Source organism: Pseudomonas sp. RA_105y_Pfl2_P56, assembly GCF_963970845.1.
In the GTDB taxonomy this organism is placed as follows: Bacteria; Pseudomonadota; Gammaproteobacteria; order Pseudomonadales; family Pseudomonadaceae; genus Aquipseudomonas; species Aquipseudomonas baetica_A.
The window spans coordinates 37,397-50,804 of sequence record NZ_CAXAPL010000041.1; the positions used below are offsets into that span (position 1 = coordinate 37,397).

The window sequence follows — 13,408 nt, forward strand, 5'->3', positions numbered from 1 at the left end:
AATGTTGCGGATACGCGGAACCGTCGGCGCGGTGCCGGTGGATTTGACGGTGGAACTCGATGACAGCGACTGGGCGCGGCTCGGTTCGGCCATGAGCGGGCAGTTACCGACTGAGCAACCGCAGAGCGCAGCAGCGCCAGCGGCCAAACCGATGAATCAAGACGATGCCTTGTGGCAGGTCGCGCAGGATTTGTTGCGCAAGGCCGGGCAACTCAGTGGTCCGGATCTGCTCGATCAGTTGCAAGGACTGACCGGCAGTGCCACGGCGGGCAAGCGCCTGCTGGTGCGCTTGCGGCACAGTTCACAGGTAAAAGTGGCGAGCGGCGGGGATACGCCGCTCTACAGCTGGGTCGAGTGAGCGCTTAGTACAGCGCCGCAAACATTTTGCGTCGGTAGGCGGTCACCAGCGGGTGATCGTTACCCAACAACTCGAACACCTGCAGCAAGGTCTTGTGCGGCAAGCCTTCGCCATAGTTGCGGTTGCGGATGAACAGCTTGAGCATCGCCTCCAGCGCCGCTTCGTATTGCTGGCGAGCGAGTTGCTGGATCGCCAGTTGATACACCGCCTCATCGTCCTGCGGATCTTTCGCCAGCCGTGCTTTCAGGTCGGCGGCATCGGGCAGGTCGCGGGCAAGTCCGAAGAACTTGATCTGTGCCTTGGCCCCGGCCAGCGCGGCTTTGTGCTCATCGCCCTTGACCGCGTCGAGCACCGTTTGCGCTTCGCTCAGTTCACCGCGTTCGGTCAGGCAGCGGGCGTACAGGATCAAGGCCTTGGCGTTGGTATTGTCGTCATTGAGCATGACCACCAGCGCCGCTTCGGCATCGGCAAAGCGGCCGTCATCGAACAGTGCCTGAGCCTGTTCGAACGGATCGGCTGCGGCAGGTGGCGGCATCTGCACATGGGGTTCGAGCAAGGCGCGTACGGCGGATTCCGGTTGGGCGCCGGCAAAACCGTCGACCGGTTGACCGTCCTTGAACAGCACCACGGTCGGCAGGCTGCGAATACCGAAGCGGTCGACGATGTCCTGCTCGATATCGCAATTGACCTTGGCCAGCAGCAGCTCGCCCTGATAACTCTCGGCAATGCCTTGCAGCATCGGCATCAGCGCCTTGCACGGCGCACACCATTCGGCCCAGAAATCCACCAGCACGGGTTTATTGAAGGAAGCCTCGATCACCGACTGGTCGAAGTCGGCAGTCGTGGCGTCGAAGATGTACGGCGTTGGCTGACTCATGGGGGATCTCGTAAAAGCGTGGATGGGGCAACTATACGGCTTGGCGGGGTGTGGCCGGAAGCGGGGCGGCGTTCCGACGAAGCCTTTAGTCACGCCGCGCGTGGTACAGGCTGACATGTCTGAATTCTTCAGGCTCTGCCAGATCCGGCAAGGTCATGGCCTCAAGCATTTCAATGCGCTCGTACAACGGATGGCGAAAGTCCCGAACCCGCGAATCCGCCACCAGCGCTTCGCGGCCCCGGCTGAGAAACGCATCGAGCAACGGCAGATTCGCCCGGTCGTACAACACATCCGCCACCAGAATCAGATCAAAGCGATCCGCCTCGGCAAAGAAATCCGTCGAATAACCCATCTGCACGTCATTGAGTTCGGCATTCGCCCTGCACGCGGCAATCGCCAGCGGATCGAGATCGCAGGCCACCACTTCCAGCGCCCCGGCCTTCACCGCCGCAATCGCGGCAATACCGGAACCGGCGCCGAAATCCAGCACGCGTCTGCCGCGTACCCATTCGGGGAACTCGGCCAGATAACGCGCCACCGCCAGGCCGCTGGCCCAGCAAAAACTCCAGTACGGCGGCTCGTGCAGAATCCGTTGGGTTTCTTCCTGGCTGAATTCGCGCGCCATGTTGTCGCCGTCGATCAGCCACAACTGCAAATCGGTGTCCGGCAACGCACAGGCTTTCAGTCTGGCGTCGCCGAGCAGTTCACCCAGCGCCTGTTGCAGGTCGAACGGTGCATTCATGGTGCTTTGACAAATTGCAGTTGGCCCAGTGCCTGAGTGGTCGGCTGGGTAATGGTTTGTGACGGCAGATGCAAAATCAACTGACCGGACTGGCTGGCGCGGCCACGCAATTCAACCCGCGCCCCGGCCGGGAAAGCCTCGGGGTTGAAGCGCACATGGAACGGCAGAATCTGGTTGTTGCCGATCAGGCTGGAACTGGCGAGCAATTGCTGCGGGCGATCCTTCTCATCGATCACCAGCAGCGCCAGTTCGACTTCGGCACCGGCCGGTACGCCTTGCAGGGTGCCGCTCAGTTCCCGTTGATAAGCCGGCAACGGGCCTAGGTCGGCCGCTTCTTTGGCTTTTTTCTGCGCCTGTTGTGGCGCGGGGCCCGGCGTTGGGGGCTGAGGCTTGGGGGCGTCGCTGCCGCAGGCCACCAGCAGGCTGAAAAGACTGAGCAAAACGAGCGGACGTAACGGCATTGGCAGCTCCGGAAAAATGAAATCCATGGATCAAACGATCATGCCCGTCTGTATACCGCAAACCCTATGGCTTGTCTTGCCACGGGGATGCGCTACCATGGCCCTCCCTTTTTTTGTTGCCAGCCACCATGCACTGTCCCTTCTGCGGTGCCAACGACACCAAGGTCATCGACTCGCGTCTGGTCGCCGAGGGCGAACAGGTGCGCCGCCGGCGTGAATGCCTGGCCTGCGGCGAACGTTTCACGACGTTCGAGACGGCCGAACTGGTGTTGCCGCGCCTGATCAAAACCGATGGCAGCCGCCAACCGTTCGACGAAGAAAAACTCCGCGCCGGCATGCAGCGCGCCCTGGAGAAACGTCCGGTGAGCGTCGAGCGCCTCGAATCCTCTCTGGTCCACATCAAGCACAAACTGCGCGCCACCGGCGAGCGCGAGGTCAAATCCCTCGTGGTCGGCGAACTGGTGATGGCCGAATTGCAAAAGCTTGATGAAGTCGCCTACATCCGTTTCGCTTCGGTCTACAAACGCTTCCAGGACCTCAACGAGTTCCGCGAAGAGATCGACCGCCTCGCCCGCGAACCGGTGAAACAATGACCACCGTCGCCGAGCAGGCCATCCTCGACGCCCACTTCATGGCCCGTGCGCTGGAACTGGCGCGCAAAGGTCACTACACCACGCACCCCAACCCCCGGGTTGGCTGTGTGATCGTGCGGGACGGGCAGATTGTCGGCGAAGGCTGGCACGAACGCGCAGGCGAACCTCACGCTGAAGTCCACGCCTTGCGCGCTGCCGGTGAACTGGCCCGGGGCGCTACCGCCTACGTCACGCTGGAGCCGTGCAGTCACCACGGCCGTACACCGCCGTGCGCCGATGCGCTGGTGAATGCCGGCGTTGGCCGGGTGGTCGCGGCGATGCGTGATCCGAACCCGCAAGTGGCCGGTCGTGGTTTGCAGCGTCTGGCCGATGCCGGGATCGTCACCGCAAGCGGCGTACTGGAAGGCCAGGCACGCCAGCTCAATCAAGGTTTTCTGAAGCGCATGGAACTCGGCTTGCCGTTCGTGCGGGTCAAACTGGCCATGAGTCTGGACGGTCGCACGGCGATGGAAAGCGGCGAGAGCCAGTGGATCACCGGCCCGGCGGCACGTTCGGCGGTGCAGCGGTTGCGCGCCCAGGCCAGCGTGGTGCTGACCGGTGCCGACACGGTGCTGGCCGACGGCGCGCGGTTGACCGTGCGTGCTGACGAACTGGGCCTGGATGCCGAGCAAACGGCGCAGGCCATGAGCCGTCCACCGCTGCGGGTGCTGATCGACGGGCGCCTGCGCGTGCCGCTGGATGCACCGTTCTTCAAGGCCGGCCCTGCTTTGGTCGCCACCTGCATGGCGGTCGAAGAGCAATACGCCAACGGCCCGGAATGCCTGATCGTGCCGGGTGATGACGGTCAGGTCGATCTGCATCAACTGCTGGTCGAACTGGCCAACCGTGGCGTCAACGACGTATTGGTCGAGGCCGGCCCGCGTCTGGCCGGTGCTTTTGCCCAGCTCGGTCTGGTCGATGAGTTCGTGATTTTCATCGCCGGCAAGTTCCTTGGTTCTACGGCGCGTCCGCTACTGGACTGGCCGCTGGCCTCTATGAAGGACGCCCCCGAGCTGAAAATCACTGAAATCCGCGCCGTTGGCGATGACTGGCGAGTCACTGCGATCCCTGTGCTTTCGGCGAGCGTATAATTCCCGGCCATCGCGTTAGCGCTGGCTTCGTTCTCAAGGAGAACCCCATGTTTACCGGCATCATCGAATCCATCGGCAGCATCCGTGCACTGACCCCAAAGGGCGGCGATGTACGGGTGCATGTTGAAACCGGCAAGCTCGACCTGAGCGACGTCAAGCTCGGCGACAGCATCGCCGTCAACGGCGTCTGCCTGACCGCCGTTGAGCTGCCGGGCGACGGCTTTGCTGCCGACGTCAGCCGCGAAACCCTCGACTGCACCGCCATGAACGACCTCAAAAGCGGCAGCCCGGTCAATCTGGAAAAAGCCCTGACCCCGACCACTCGCCTCGGCGGGCACCTGGTCAGCGGTCACGTTGACGGTGTCGGCGAAGTCGTTTCGCGCAGCGACAATGCCCGCGCCGTGGAATTTCGTATCCGCGCGCCGAAGGAACTGGCCAAGTACATCGCCCATAAAGGCTCGGTCACCGTCGACGGCACCAGCCTGACCGTGAACGCGGTCGATGGCGCTGAGTTCATGCTGACGATCATTCCGCACACCCTGAGCGAAACCATCATGGCGTCTTACAAGCCAGGTCGCCGGGTGAACCTGGAAGTCGACTTGCTGGCGCGTTATCTGGAACGTCTGCTGTTGGGTGACAAGGCCGCAGAGTCGACGGCCGGCAGCACGATTACCGAAAGCTTTCTGGCCCAAAACGGCTACCTCAAATCCTGACTGAAGGGGGTGCCTTGTGGCGCTCAATAGCATCGAAGAACTGGTTGAAGACATCCGCCAAGGCAAGATGGTCATCCTCATGGATGACGAAGACCGCGAGAATGAAGGCGACCTGATCATGGCCGCCGAATGCTGCAAGGCCGAACACATCAACTTCATGGCCAAGCACGCCCGTGGCCTGATCTGCATGCCGATGAGCCGTGAGCGCTGCGAACTGCTGAAGCTGCCGCTGATGGCCCCGCGCAATGGTTCCGGCTTCGGTACCAAGTTCACCGTGTCGATCGAAGCCGCCGAAGGCGTGACCACCGGCATCTCCGCCGCCGACCGTGCGCGCACCGTGCAAGCGGCTGCCGCCAAAGACGCCAAGGCTGAAGACATCGTCAGCCCGGGCCACATCTTCCCGCTGATGGCTCAGGCCGGTGGCACCCTGGCTCGCGCCGGTCACACTGAAGCCGCTTGCGACCTGGCGCGCATGGCCGGTTTCGAGCCGAGCGGCGTGATCTGTGAAGTGATGAACGACGACGGCACCATGTCCCGTCGTACCGAACTGGAAGCGTTCGCCGCCGAGCACAACATCAAGATCGGCACCATCGCCGACCTGATTCACTACCGGATGATCCACGAACGTACCGTTCAGCGGATTGCCGAGCAGCCACTGGACAGCGAACTGGGCCAATTCAATCTGGTGACCTATCGTGATTCGGTGGAAGGCGACGTGCACATGGCCCTGACGTTGGGCACGGTTTGCGCCGAAGAGCCAACGCTGGTTCGCGTACACAACATGGACCCGCTGCGCGACCTGCTGATGGTCAAGCAGCCGGGCCGCTGGAGCCTGCGCGCGGCCATGGCGGCGGTTGCCGAGGCCGGCAGCGGTGTGGTGCTGTTGCTCGGTCACCCGCTTGACGGTGACGTGCTGCTGGCGCACATCCGTGAGACCGCCGATCAGGCTGTGGTGAAAAAACCGACCACTTACAGCATCGTCGGTGCCGGTTCGCAGATCCTGCGTGACCTCGGTGTTCGCAAAATGCGCTTGATGAGCGCACCGATGAAATTTAATGCGATATCCGGTTTCGATCTGGAAGTTGTAGAATACGTGCCCTCCGAATAATGACCGGTTGTTTCCGGCCCTGTATTCGCGGCAAATAAATCACTGAGGGACGCGTAAAAGACGCGTCCCGGCTCTTTAAGAGATCTGACGAATGACCCTGAAGACCATCGAAGGTACCTTCATCGCCCCTAAAGGCCGCTACGCTTTGGTAGTGGGCCGTTTCAACAGCTTCGTGGTTGAAAGCCTGGTCAGCGGTGCAGTTGATGCCCTGGTTCGCCATGGCGTGAGCGAAAGCGACATCACCATCATCCGCGCACCTGGCGCCTTCGAAATTCCGCTGGTTGCGCAGAAAGTCGCTCAGAAAGGCGAGTTTGCAGCCATCATCGCCCTCGGTGCGGTCATTCGTGGCGGTACTCCGCACTTCGAATACGTGGCGGGCGAGTGCACCAAGGGCCTGGCCCAGGTGTCCATGGAGTTCGGCGTACCGGTTGCTTTCGGCGTCCTGACCGTTGATTCCATCGAGCAAGCCATCGAACGTTCCGGCACCAAGGCCGGTAACAAAGGTGCTGAAGCTGCCCTGTCCGCTCTGGAAATGGTCAGCCTGCTGGCGCAGTTGGAGGCCAAGTGATTAGCGACGAAAGCGATCGTTTCAACCCGCGCGAGCCACGTCCAACGGACGCCGGCAAGCCTTCGAAAAGCGAGAAGCGCCGGGCTGCCCGTCAGTTGGCAACTCAGGCGCTGTACCAGCGCCACATGGCCGGTACCTCGCTGAACGAAATCGAAGCGCAGTTTCGCGTCGATAACGATTTTACCTTTGCCGATGCCAGCTACTTCCACGACATCCTGCACGGTGTTCCGGCCAGCCTGACCGAAATCGACGCCGCGTTGGCGCCGTGCCTGGACCTGACCATCGAGGAACTCGACCCGGTTGAACTGTGCGTACTGCGCCTGTCCACCTGGGAGCTGCTCAAACGTGTCGACGTGCCGTACCGCGTGGTCATCAACGAAGGGATCGAACTGGCGAAAGTCTACGGTTCGACCGACGGCCACAAATTCGTCAACGGCGTGCTCGACAAGCTGGCCCCACGCCTGCGTGAAGCTGAAGTGAAGGCGTTCAAGCGCTGATTGGCGTTTGAAACGGCTATGGGCGAGTTTGAGCTGATCCGCAATTTCTTCGCCGCCGCGCCCTGTGCGCAGGGCGGCGAAGGCGTTGCACTGGGAATCGGCGACGACTGCGCCTTGCTGGCGGTTGCTCCCGGAGAACAGCTGGCGATTTCCACCGATACGCTGGTGGCCGGCGTGCATTTTGCCGACCCTTGCGATCCGTTTCTGCTCGGTCAGCGCTCGCTGGCCGTCGCGGTCAGCGATCTGGCCGCCATGGGTGCTACGCCCATCGCTTTTACCCTTGCCCTGACTGTACCGACGGTGACCGCCGATTGGCTGCAAGCCTATGCCCGCGGTTTGAACCGCATGGCGCAGGATTGCGGCGTGGCGCTGGTCGGCGGTGATACCACGCGTGGGCCGTTGAGTCTGACGGTGACCGTGTTTGGGCGCGTGCCTGCGGGTCAAGCGTTGACCCGCAACGGCGCGCAACCGGGGGATTTGCTCTGTGTCGGCGGTGAACTGGGTAACGCCGCTGGCGCCTTGCCGTTGGTGCTCGGTCAGCGTGAGGCCCAGGCACATATCGCCCAGCCGCTGCTCGATCATTACTGGTCGCCACAACCGCAACTGGCCCTGGGTCAGGCGTTGCGCGGCAAAGCGACTTCAGCGCTGGATATCTCTGACGGTTTGCTGGCCGATTGCGGCCATATTGCCCTGGCGTCAAAGGTGCGGCTTGAGATTGAACGCGAGCGTGTACCGCTGTCGGATGCATTGGTCGCGTTTCTCGGTCAGCGTGGCGCCGAACGTGCGGCGTTGAGCGGTGGTGATGATTATGTGCTGGCCTTCACGCTACCGTCCGTCGAGTTGCCGACGCTGCTGGCCAATGGGTGGCCGATCCATGTGATCGGTCGCGTGGCGCAGGGCCAGGGTGTGGTGCTGCTCGATCGCGAAGGACAGGACATCACCCCGCAAATCCGGGGCTATCAACATTTTCAGGAGTCACCGTGACAGATCACCCGAAACAGGTACCGGCCGAATTCGTGCCGCCGTCGGTCTGGCGCAATCCTTGGCATTTCCTCGCATTCGGCTTCGGCTCGGGCACCTTGCCCAAGGCGCCGGGCACGTGGGGCTCGCTGGTTGCGCTACCCTTCATCCCGTTGTGGCAGATGTTGCCTGACTGGGGTTACTGGCTGATGCTCGGCATCACCATGCTGTTCGGCTTCTGGCTGTGCGGCAAAGTGGCTGATGATCTGCGGGTGCACGACCACGAAGGCATCGTCTGGGACGAAATGGTCGGGATGTGGATCACCCTGTGGCTGGTGCCGGAAGGCTGGTACTGGTTGCTGGCGGGTTTCCTGATGTTCCGCTTCTTCGACATTCTTAAACCGTGGCCGATTCGCTGGATCGACCGGCATGTCCATGGCGGCGTTGGCATCATGCTCGACGACGTGCTGGCTGGCGTGTTCGCCTGGCTGTCGATGCAAGGGCTGGTTTGGGTTTTCGCCTGATCTGAGGACTTGTCAGGGTTAAGTGAGGGACTAGGGATGGCTCGACGCTGGTGGGCGCTGTTGGTTTTTGCTCTGCTGGGCACTGTGGTCAATGCGCAGGAAGCAACGCATGCGCCAACGGTCATTCATTTGGCCAGTGAAGACTGGGCAGACTACACCGCCGCTGATGGCCATGGCTTGGCCTGGGATGTGCTGCGCAAAGTATTCGAGCCGGCCGGGGTGCAACTGGATATTCGCACTGAGCCCTATACACGCTCAGTGGGGCTGGCCCAGCGCGGCGAAATTGATGCCTGTGTGGGTGCTTATCATGATGAAGCCAGCGACCTGCTCTATCCTCGCTGGAGTTTCGACACCGATCACATCTATGCCCTGGGCCTTGCCAGCAACCCCGCGCCAACCCCCGAAACCCTGGGCAACTACCGCTTGGCCTGGGTTCGTGGCTACGACTATCAGAATTATCTTCCCAACGTGCGCAGCTTCAATGAAGTCATCCGGCGAACCGGAATTTTATCGATGCTGACCCACAATCGCGCCGACTATTACATCGATGCGCTGACGGAAGTCGATTTCGTCGTGAGTCGGGCCAACGATCCAGCGCAGTTTCGCAAAACCCATATTGCAGAGTTGCCCCTGTATCTGTGCTTCGCCAATACGTCACAGGCCCGTACGTTGATGGCGCTGTTCGACAAGCGCATGGAGCATTTGGTGAAGAGCGGTGAGCTGAAACCGATCTTTGAGAAGTGGAAGCAGCCGTATCCGTTCGAGCCGAACTGACCACAGATCTTGCGTCCAGCACTGTCCCCCTGTGGGAGCGGGCCCGCAGTTATCAAGCTTTTTGATCGTTATGCCCGATAATTCAGCCTAAGCGTCTGTAGGAACCTGCTGTTACAATGCCCGCCTGCGAATTTTCAGACTCTTTAGATCAGGAGCACACCGGTGCCTGTCGTCTTTGTCGCCGCTTCCAAGCTGCCAACGCCTTTTGCGCAATTCACCATGCACGGTTTTCTCGATGAAGCCACCGGCCGAGAGCACGTTGTGCTGAGCCTGGGTGATTTTGCCGACGGAGCCCCGGTACTCGGCCGTTTGCACTCCGAATGCCTGACGGGCGACGCCTTGTTCAGCCAGCGTTGCGACTGCGGCTCGCAACTGGAGGGCGCCCTCAAAGCCATCGCTCGCGAAGGCCGTGGCGTGTTGCTCTACCTGCGTCAGGAAGGCCGTGGCATCGGTCTGTTGAACAAGATCCGCGCCTATGAGTTGCAGGACGGCGGCGCTGATACCGTCGAAGCCAACGAACGCCTGGGCTTCGCCGCCGATCAGCGCGACTACGCCATGTGCCTGCCGATGCTCGAGCATCTGGGCGTGAAGTCCCTGCGTCTGATGACCAACAACCCGCGCAAGGTCAAAGCCTTGACCGAAATGGGTATCGTCGTCGCCGAACGCGTGCCGTTGCACACCGGCCACAATCCGCACAACAAACTTTACCTGGCAACCAAGGCCAGCAAGCTCGACCACATGATGGGCAACGAGCATCAGGGCGAGGTAGATCGGGCGTGACCCGAGGTCAGGTTCGTCGTCGTCTGAGCGTCGACTGGTGGAAATACCTGTCGCTGGCGCTGGTACCGCTGTTTTTGCTCAACGCGCTGTTTGGTCAGGGCGAGGGCGTTCTGCCGGTGCTAGCGATGCCGCTGTTCATTGCCGGCGTGGCGTCGATGTTTGTCAGCCTGAAGTTTTTCGGCCGCTATAAGCACGCATTGATCGCCACGCAAAAAGCCCTCGATAGCGCCGATGAACCAGCGGCCTGGATCGCTCTGGCAGCGGTTCGCCGTAACGCATTCCTTGCGGCAGCGTTGCCGGCGTGGATCGGCGCAGTGGCGGTATTCGTTGGCCTTGAGGCGGTACCCCTGGTGCTGCTGGCGCTGTCCACTGCGGTGCTGTTCTACCTCTACCGTATCCCGCGTCAACTCGGCTGATGCGCCGTTTCTTGCTGGCGGTTCTGCTGCTGGCCGTCAGCGGCCCGGTGCTGGCGAGCCTGCGGGTCGTCAGCCTCGCACCTTCTCTTTCTGAAATCGTCGTTGAGCTGGACTCGGCTGATCTGCTGGTCGGTGTGCTGGATGCCGGCGAGCGTCCGCCTGCGATTGCCAACGTTCCCTCGGTCGGTCGTTACGGCCAACTCGACATGGAGCGTTTGCTCAGCCTCAAGCCTGATTTATTGCTGCTGTGGCCCGGCAGTGTCGGCCCGGCGCAACGCGACCAACTCAAACATCTGAATATCCCGACTTACGTGGCCGAACCGCACAATCTCGAACAGCTGTCTGCACAGATTGAAGCCATTGCCGCTCGACTGAAGCGACCCGAGCGCGGGGTGACACTGGCGGCGCAGTTGCGCAGCAAACTCGACAATCTGCGCCTGCGCTATCGCCGGGACGCGCCGCTGAAAGTGTTTTACCAAGTCTGGGACAAGCCGTTGTACACCGTCGGTGGCGGGCAGATCATCAGCGCGGCGCTTGAAGTGTGCGGTGCGCGCAACGTGTTCGCCGATCTGAGCCTGCCGGCCCCGCAGGTCAGTATCGAGGCGGTGTTGCAGCGCAATCCCGAGGTGATTGTGGCCGGCGCTCAGGCCCAGCTTGATGCCTGGAAAGCCTGGCCGCAGGTAGTGGCGGTAGCGCGTGGCCAACTGTTGCTGGTCACTGATAAAGGCTTGGAGCGCCCGAGCGGGCAGATGATCGAGGCAACCGCCAGGCTCTGCCACCTAATCGCGCCTGAGCGCTGAGACCGAGGTGAATTCTTCGACTTGCTCGCAAAGAGGCTAGCCAAGGCGGCGCAAATTCTGGATCAGCGGCCCGGCGTCCAGGTCACTCCAAACATCCACGCTCGGCCCTCTTCGCGATAGCCATACTGATTGCCGTCATAACTGTAGTTCGCCCGGCTGTAACCCTTGTCCAGCACGTTATCCACCTTCAACTCCAGCTTGATCTCGCGGTTCAGCGTCCAACTGCTGCGCAATCCGAACAGCGCGTATCCGCCCAATGGCTGCTGATTTTTCAGGTCGTCGTAACTGCTGCTGATCGCCTGCCAACTGGCGCCGAGGCTCAGTCGATCGAACTGCCGATCCAGATCCCAACTCAACGTGCGTCGCGCCCGACGTGCCAAGGTGTGCCCGGTTTCGCGATCACGCGGATCGATGATCGCCACGCCGAGATTGCTCTGCCAGCCGAACAGCTCCTGTTTCAGCGCCGCTTCGAAACCGTTGATTCGGGCTGAGGCCACGTTCTGCGGCCGCGAGTTGCTGCCGAATATGATCGCGTCCTCAAGGTCGGTACGGTACAGCGAGGCTTCCAGGCGGGTGCTGTCGTTCAACTGGCTGCGCCATTGCAGTTCGTAGCTTTTCGAGGTTTCCGGTTTCAGGTTCGGGTTGCTGAACTCCGGGTAGTACAGGTCATTGAAGGTCGGTGCGCGGAACCCTTCGCTGTAGCTGAGCAGCAAATCGTTGTCCGGGTTCAGCGGCAGGGTGAACGTGCCGCTCCAGGTGTTCTGGCTGCCGAACTGCTGGTTGTCGTCGTGGCGCAGGCCCAGTTCGGTGGAGAAGCTGTCAGCCTGATAACGATGCTGGATGAACGCGGCGCGGTTCCAGCGGCTGTTCTCGTCGAACGCGGTGCTGCTGTTGACGCGGTCTTCGTACCAGTCGCCGCCCAGAATCAGGCTGTTGCGCGTATCCAGGGTCAGGTCGTTCTGCCAGTTCAGCGAGTCGCGGTAGGTGTTGAACACCGTGCGCTCGTCGCTGAGCTTGTCGAGCGTCTTCTCGCGGTTTTCGGTATGGCCGAACTCGACGCGGGTTTTCCAGGTTTCATTGATCCGTGCGTCGAGGTAAGTGCTGACGCTACTGACGTTGAAATCGCTGTACGGCTGTTGTTGCACAGACTCAAACGTGTTCATGTCGAAACGGCCGAACGGGTTGTCGAACTCGCTCTTGCCTCGGTTATCCAGCAGGTTCGCGCCGACTTCGACGTCCTCGGTCAGCGCATGGCTGAGGCTCAGACTGACGGACTTGTTGCGGTAAGCGTCGTGATCGCCGTCGCTGGGGTAGGACTCGTGTGTGCGGTCAATCCCGGCGGTTTCATCCAGGCTGGCACCCAGATTGAAGCGGGTTTTGTCATCGCCACCGGACAAGCCAAGGCTGCGCTCCCAGATCTGATGGCTGCCGAAACCGACGTGCAGGCGTGGCTGCAAGCCTTGCTCAGTGCCGCGTCGGGTGAAGATCTGAATCACCCCGCCAATCGCATCGCTGCCGTAAATCACCGAACGCGAACCGCGCAGCACTTCGACGCGTTCGATCTGCTCGATGTTCAAGTGCTGCAGGTTGCTGTCGCCGGAAGTGGAACTGCCGATGCGCTGGCCATCGACCAGTACCAGGCTCTGCGCCGACTGCGTGCCGCGGATGTAAATGCCCGGCAGGCTGCCGCGCCCACCGGTTTGCGCCACCTGCACGCCGGGCACGCGCCGCAAAAGATCGGGTACGTCGCTGGGTTGCAGGCGGTCGATGTCTTCACGGGTGAACACCGTGTTGGCGGCGCTGCTGTCGTTGCGCGCTTCGACCTGACGGTTGGCGCTGATCAGCGTGTCCGGCAGTTTCAGGGCCTGATCGCGTTCGAAGGTGTCAGCGAGGGCGCTGGTGGCTGGCAACAGAAGGAAGGGCAGGGCGAGGCGCGAGAGGTTCATCGGTGATCCGTAGGTCTTTCAGGTGTACACAAACCAAATGTGGGAGATTCTATGGTTCATGCCTAGCCCCTAAACCGCTTTAGGTGAGTATTCGCTCTGGTTTTTCAACAGAGCAAATACCACCCGGGCAAGCTTGCGGGCTAGTGCGACCAGTGCTTGGG

Annotated in this window: 17 protein-coding genes; 13 read left to right on the forward strand and 4 right to left on the reverse strand. The window is 61.4% G+C overall.

Annotation, left to right across the window (positions count from 1 at the left end; translation table 11 throughout):
- Window position 1 precedes the first annotated feature (1 nt).
- A complete protein-coding gene (locus AACY11_RS23115) occupies window positions 2-358 on the forward strand; it encodes a hypothetical protein (RefSeq protein ID WP_339464760.1) in 357 nt (118 codons plus the stop codon).
- A gap of 4 nt (window positions 359-362) precedes the next feature.
- Here AACY11_RS23115 and trxA read toward each other — a convergent pair whose 3' ends face one another.
- From trxA to AACY11_RS23130, 3 genes are all read right to left on the reverse strand, one after another.
- On the reverse strand, window positions 363-1,235 hold the full coding sequence (gene trxA, locus AACY11_RS23120; protein ID WP_339495773.1) for a thioredoxin: 873 nt from the start codon (window positions 1,233-1,235) through the stop codon (window positions 363-365).
- An 85-nt stretch (window positions 1,236-1,320) separates the two neighbouring features.
- Window positions 1,321-1,977 carry a class I SAM-dependent methyltransferase gene (locus AACY11_RS23125; protein WP_339495774.1) on the reverse strand — a complete coding sequence of 219 codons (657 nt, stop codon included), beginning with the start codon at window positions 1,975-1,977 and terminating at the stop codon, window positions 1,321-1,323.
- On the reverse strand, window positions 1,974-2,438 hold the full coding sequence (locus AACY11_RS23130) for a YbaY family lipoprotein (protein ID WP_339431301.1): 465 nt from the start codon (window positions 2,436-2,438) through the stop codon (window positions 1,974-1,976). The genes AACY11_RS23125 and AACY11_RS23130 overlap by 4 nt, the downstream gene beginning before the upstream one ends.
- A gap of 128 nt (window positions 2,439-2,566) precedes the next feature.
- Here AACY11_RS23130 and nrdR point away from each other — a divergent pair, with 128 nt between their 5' ends.
- From nrdR to AACY11_RS23190, 12 genes are all read left to right on the forward strand, one after another.
- Window positions 2,567-3,031, forward strand: a complete 465-nt coding sequence (gene nrdR / locus AACY11_RS23135) for a transcriptional regulator NrdR (protein WP_176470114.1) — start codon at window positions 2,567-2,569, stop codon at window positions 3,029-3,031.
- Complete coding sequence (gene ribD, locus AACY11_RS23140; RefSeq protein WP_339431302.1) at window positions 3,028-4,161, forward strand: bifunctional diaminohydroxyphosphoribosylaminopyrimidine deaminase/5-amino-6-(5-phosphoribosylamino)uracil reductase RibD; 1,134 nt, start codon at window positions 3,028-3,030, stop codon at window positions 4,159-4,161. Before nrdR ends, ribD begins: the two co-directional genes overlap by 4 nt.
- A gap of 47 nt (window positions 4,162-4,208) precedes the next feature.
- Window positions 4,209-4,874 (forward strand): riboflavin synthase, encoded by a 666-nt coding sequence (locus AACY11_RS23145; RefSeq protein ID WP_339431303.1) that lies wholly within the window; start codon window positions 4,209-4,211, stop codon window positions 4,872-4,874.
- 16 nt (window positions 4,875-4,890) lie between these two features.
- On the forward strand, window positions 4,891-5,982 hold the full coding sequence (gene ribBA / locus AACY11_RS23150) for a bifunctional 3,4-dihydroxy-2-butanone-4-phosphate synthase/GTP cyclohydrolase II (protein WP_095188502.1): 1,092 nt from the start codon (window positions 4,891-4,893) through the stop codon (window positions 5,980-5,982).
- 91 nt (window positions 5,983-6,073) lie between these two features.
- Window positions 6,074-6,550: a 6,7-dimethyl-8-ribityllumazine synthase gene (ribH, locus tag AACY11_RS23155; protein WP_003228649.1), complete on the forward strand. Its 477-nt coding sequence runs from the start codon at window positions 6,074-6,076 to the stop codon at window positions 6,548-6,550.
- A complete protein-coding gene (gene nusB / locus AACY11_RS23160) occupies window positions 6,547-7,047 on the forward strand; it encodes a transcription antitermination factor NusB (protein WP_339495775.1) in 501 nt (166 codons plus the stop codon). Before ribH ends, nusB begins: the two co-directional genes overlap by 4 nt.
- 18 nt (window positions 7,048-7,065) lie before the next feature.
- Window positions 7,066-8,031: a thiamine-phosphate kinase gene (thiL, locus tag AACY11_RS23165; protein WP_339464754.1), complete on the forward strand. Its 966-nt coding sequence runs from the start codon at window positions 7,066-7,068 to the stop codon at window positions 8,029-8,031.
- Window positions 8,028-8,531, forward strand: coding sequence for a phosphatidylglycerophosphatase A family protein (locus AACY11_RS23170; protein ID WP_221730243.1), 504 nt, complete (start codon window positions 8,028-8,030; stop codon window positions 8,529-8,531). The genes thiL and AACY11_RS23170 overlap by 4 nt, the downstream gene beginning before the upstream one ends.
- Window positions 8,532-8,567: 36 nt before the next feature.
- Window positions 8,568-9,305, forward strand: a complete 738-nt coding sequence (locus AACY11_RS23175) for a substrate-binding periplasmic protein (protein WP_339431306.1) — start codon at window positions 8,568-8,570, stop codon at window positions 9,303-9,305.
- A 162-nt stretch (window positions 9,306-9,467) separates the two neighbouring features.
- Window positions 9,468-10,085: a GTP cyclohydrolase II gene (ribA, locus tag AACY11_RS23180; RefSeq protein WP_339431307.1), complete on the forward strand. Its 618-nt coding sequence runs from the start codon at window positions 9,468-9,470 to the stop codon at window positions 10,083-10,085.
- Complete coding sequence (locus tag AACY11_RS23185; protein ID WP_339431308.1) at window positions 10,082-10,501, forward strand: MFS transporter; 420 nt, start codon at window positions 10,082-10,084, stop codon at window positions 10,499-10,501. The genes ribA and AACY11_RS23185 overlap by 4 nt, the downstream gene beginning before the upstream one ends.
- Window positions 10,501-11,301, forward strand: a complete 801-nt coding sequence (locus AACY11_RS23190; RefSeq protein ID WP_339464753.1) for a cobalamin-binding protein — start codon at window positions 10,501-10,503, stop codon at window positions 11,299-11,301. Before AACY11_RS23185 ends, AACY11_RS23190 begins: the two co-directional genes overlap by 1 nt.
- Before the next feature lie 62 nt (window positions 11,302-11,363).
- On the opposite strand, the gene AACY11_RS23195 is transcribed toward AACY11_RS23190, so the two are convergent.
- Window positions 11,364-13,247, reverse strand: coding sequence for a TonB-dependent receptor domain-containing protein (locus AACY11_RS23195; RefSeq protein WP_339464752.1), 1,884 nt, complete (start codon window positions 13,245-13,247; stop codon window positions 11,364-11,366).
- Window positions 13,248-13,408 lie beyond the last annotated feature (161 nt).

Bases quoted from the DNA above. Each gene is read 5' to 3' on its own strand.
- AACY11_RS23115 (WP_339464760.1), top strand. From the start codon at position 2: ATGTTGCGGATACGCGGAACCGTCGGCGCGGTGCCGGTGGATTTGACG.
- trxA (WP_339495773.1), bottom strand. From the start codon at position 1,235: ATGAGTCAGCCAACGCCGTACATCTTCGACGCCACGACTGCCGACTTC.
- AACY11_RS23125 (WP_339495774.1), bottom strand. From the start codon at position 1,977: ATGAATGCACCGTTCGACCTGCAACAGGCGCTGGGTGAACTGCTCGGC.
- AACY11_RS23130 (WP_339431301.1), bottom strand. From the start codon at position 2,438: ATGCCGTTACGTCCGCTCGTTTTGCTCAGTCTTTTCAGCCTGCTGGTG.
- nrdR (WP_176470114.1), top strand. From the start codon at position 2,567: ATGCACTGTCCCTTCTGCGGTGCCAACGACACCAAGGTCATCGACTCG.
- ribD (WP_339431302.1), top strand. From the start codon at position 3,028: ATGACCACCGTCGCCGAGCAGGCCATCCTCGACGCCCACTTCATGGCC.
- AACY11_RS23145 (WP_339431303.1), top strand. From the start codon at position 4,209: ATGTTTACCGGCATCATCGAATCCATCGGCAGCATCCGTGCACTGACC.
- ribH (WP_003228649.1), top strand. From the start codon at position 6,074: ATGACCCTGAAGACCATCGAAGGTACCTTCATCGCCCCTAAAGGCCGC.
- thiL (WP_339464754.1), top strand. From the start codon at position 7,066: ATGGGCGAGTTTGAGCTGATCCGCAATTTCTTCGCCGCCGCGCCCTGT.
- AACY11_RS23175 (WP_339431306.1), top strand. From the start codon at position 8,568: ATGGCTCGACGCTGGTGGGCGCTGTTGGTTTTTGCTCTGCTGGGCACT.
- AACY11_RS23190 (WP_339464753.1), top strand. From the start codon at position 10,501: ATGCGCCGTTTCTTGCTGGCGGTTCTGCTGCTGGCCGTCAGCGGCCCG.
- AACY11_RS23195 (WP_339464752.1), bottom strand. From the start codon at position 13,247: ATGAACCTCTCGCGCCTCGCCCTGCCCTTCCTTCTGTTGCCAGCCACC.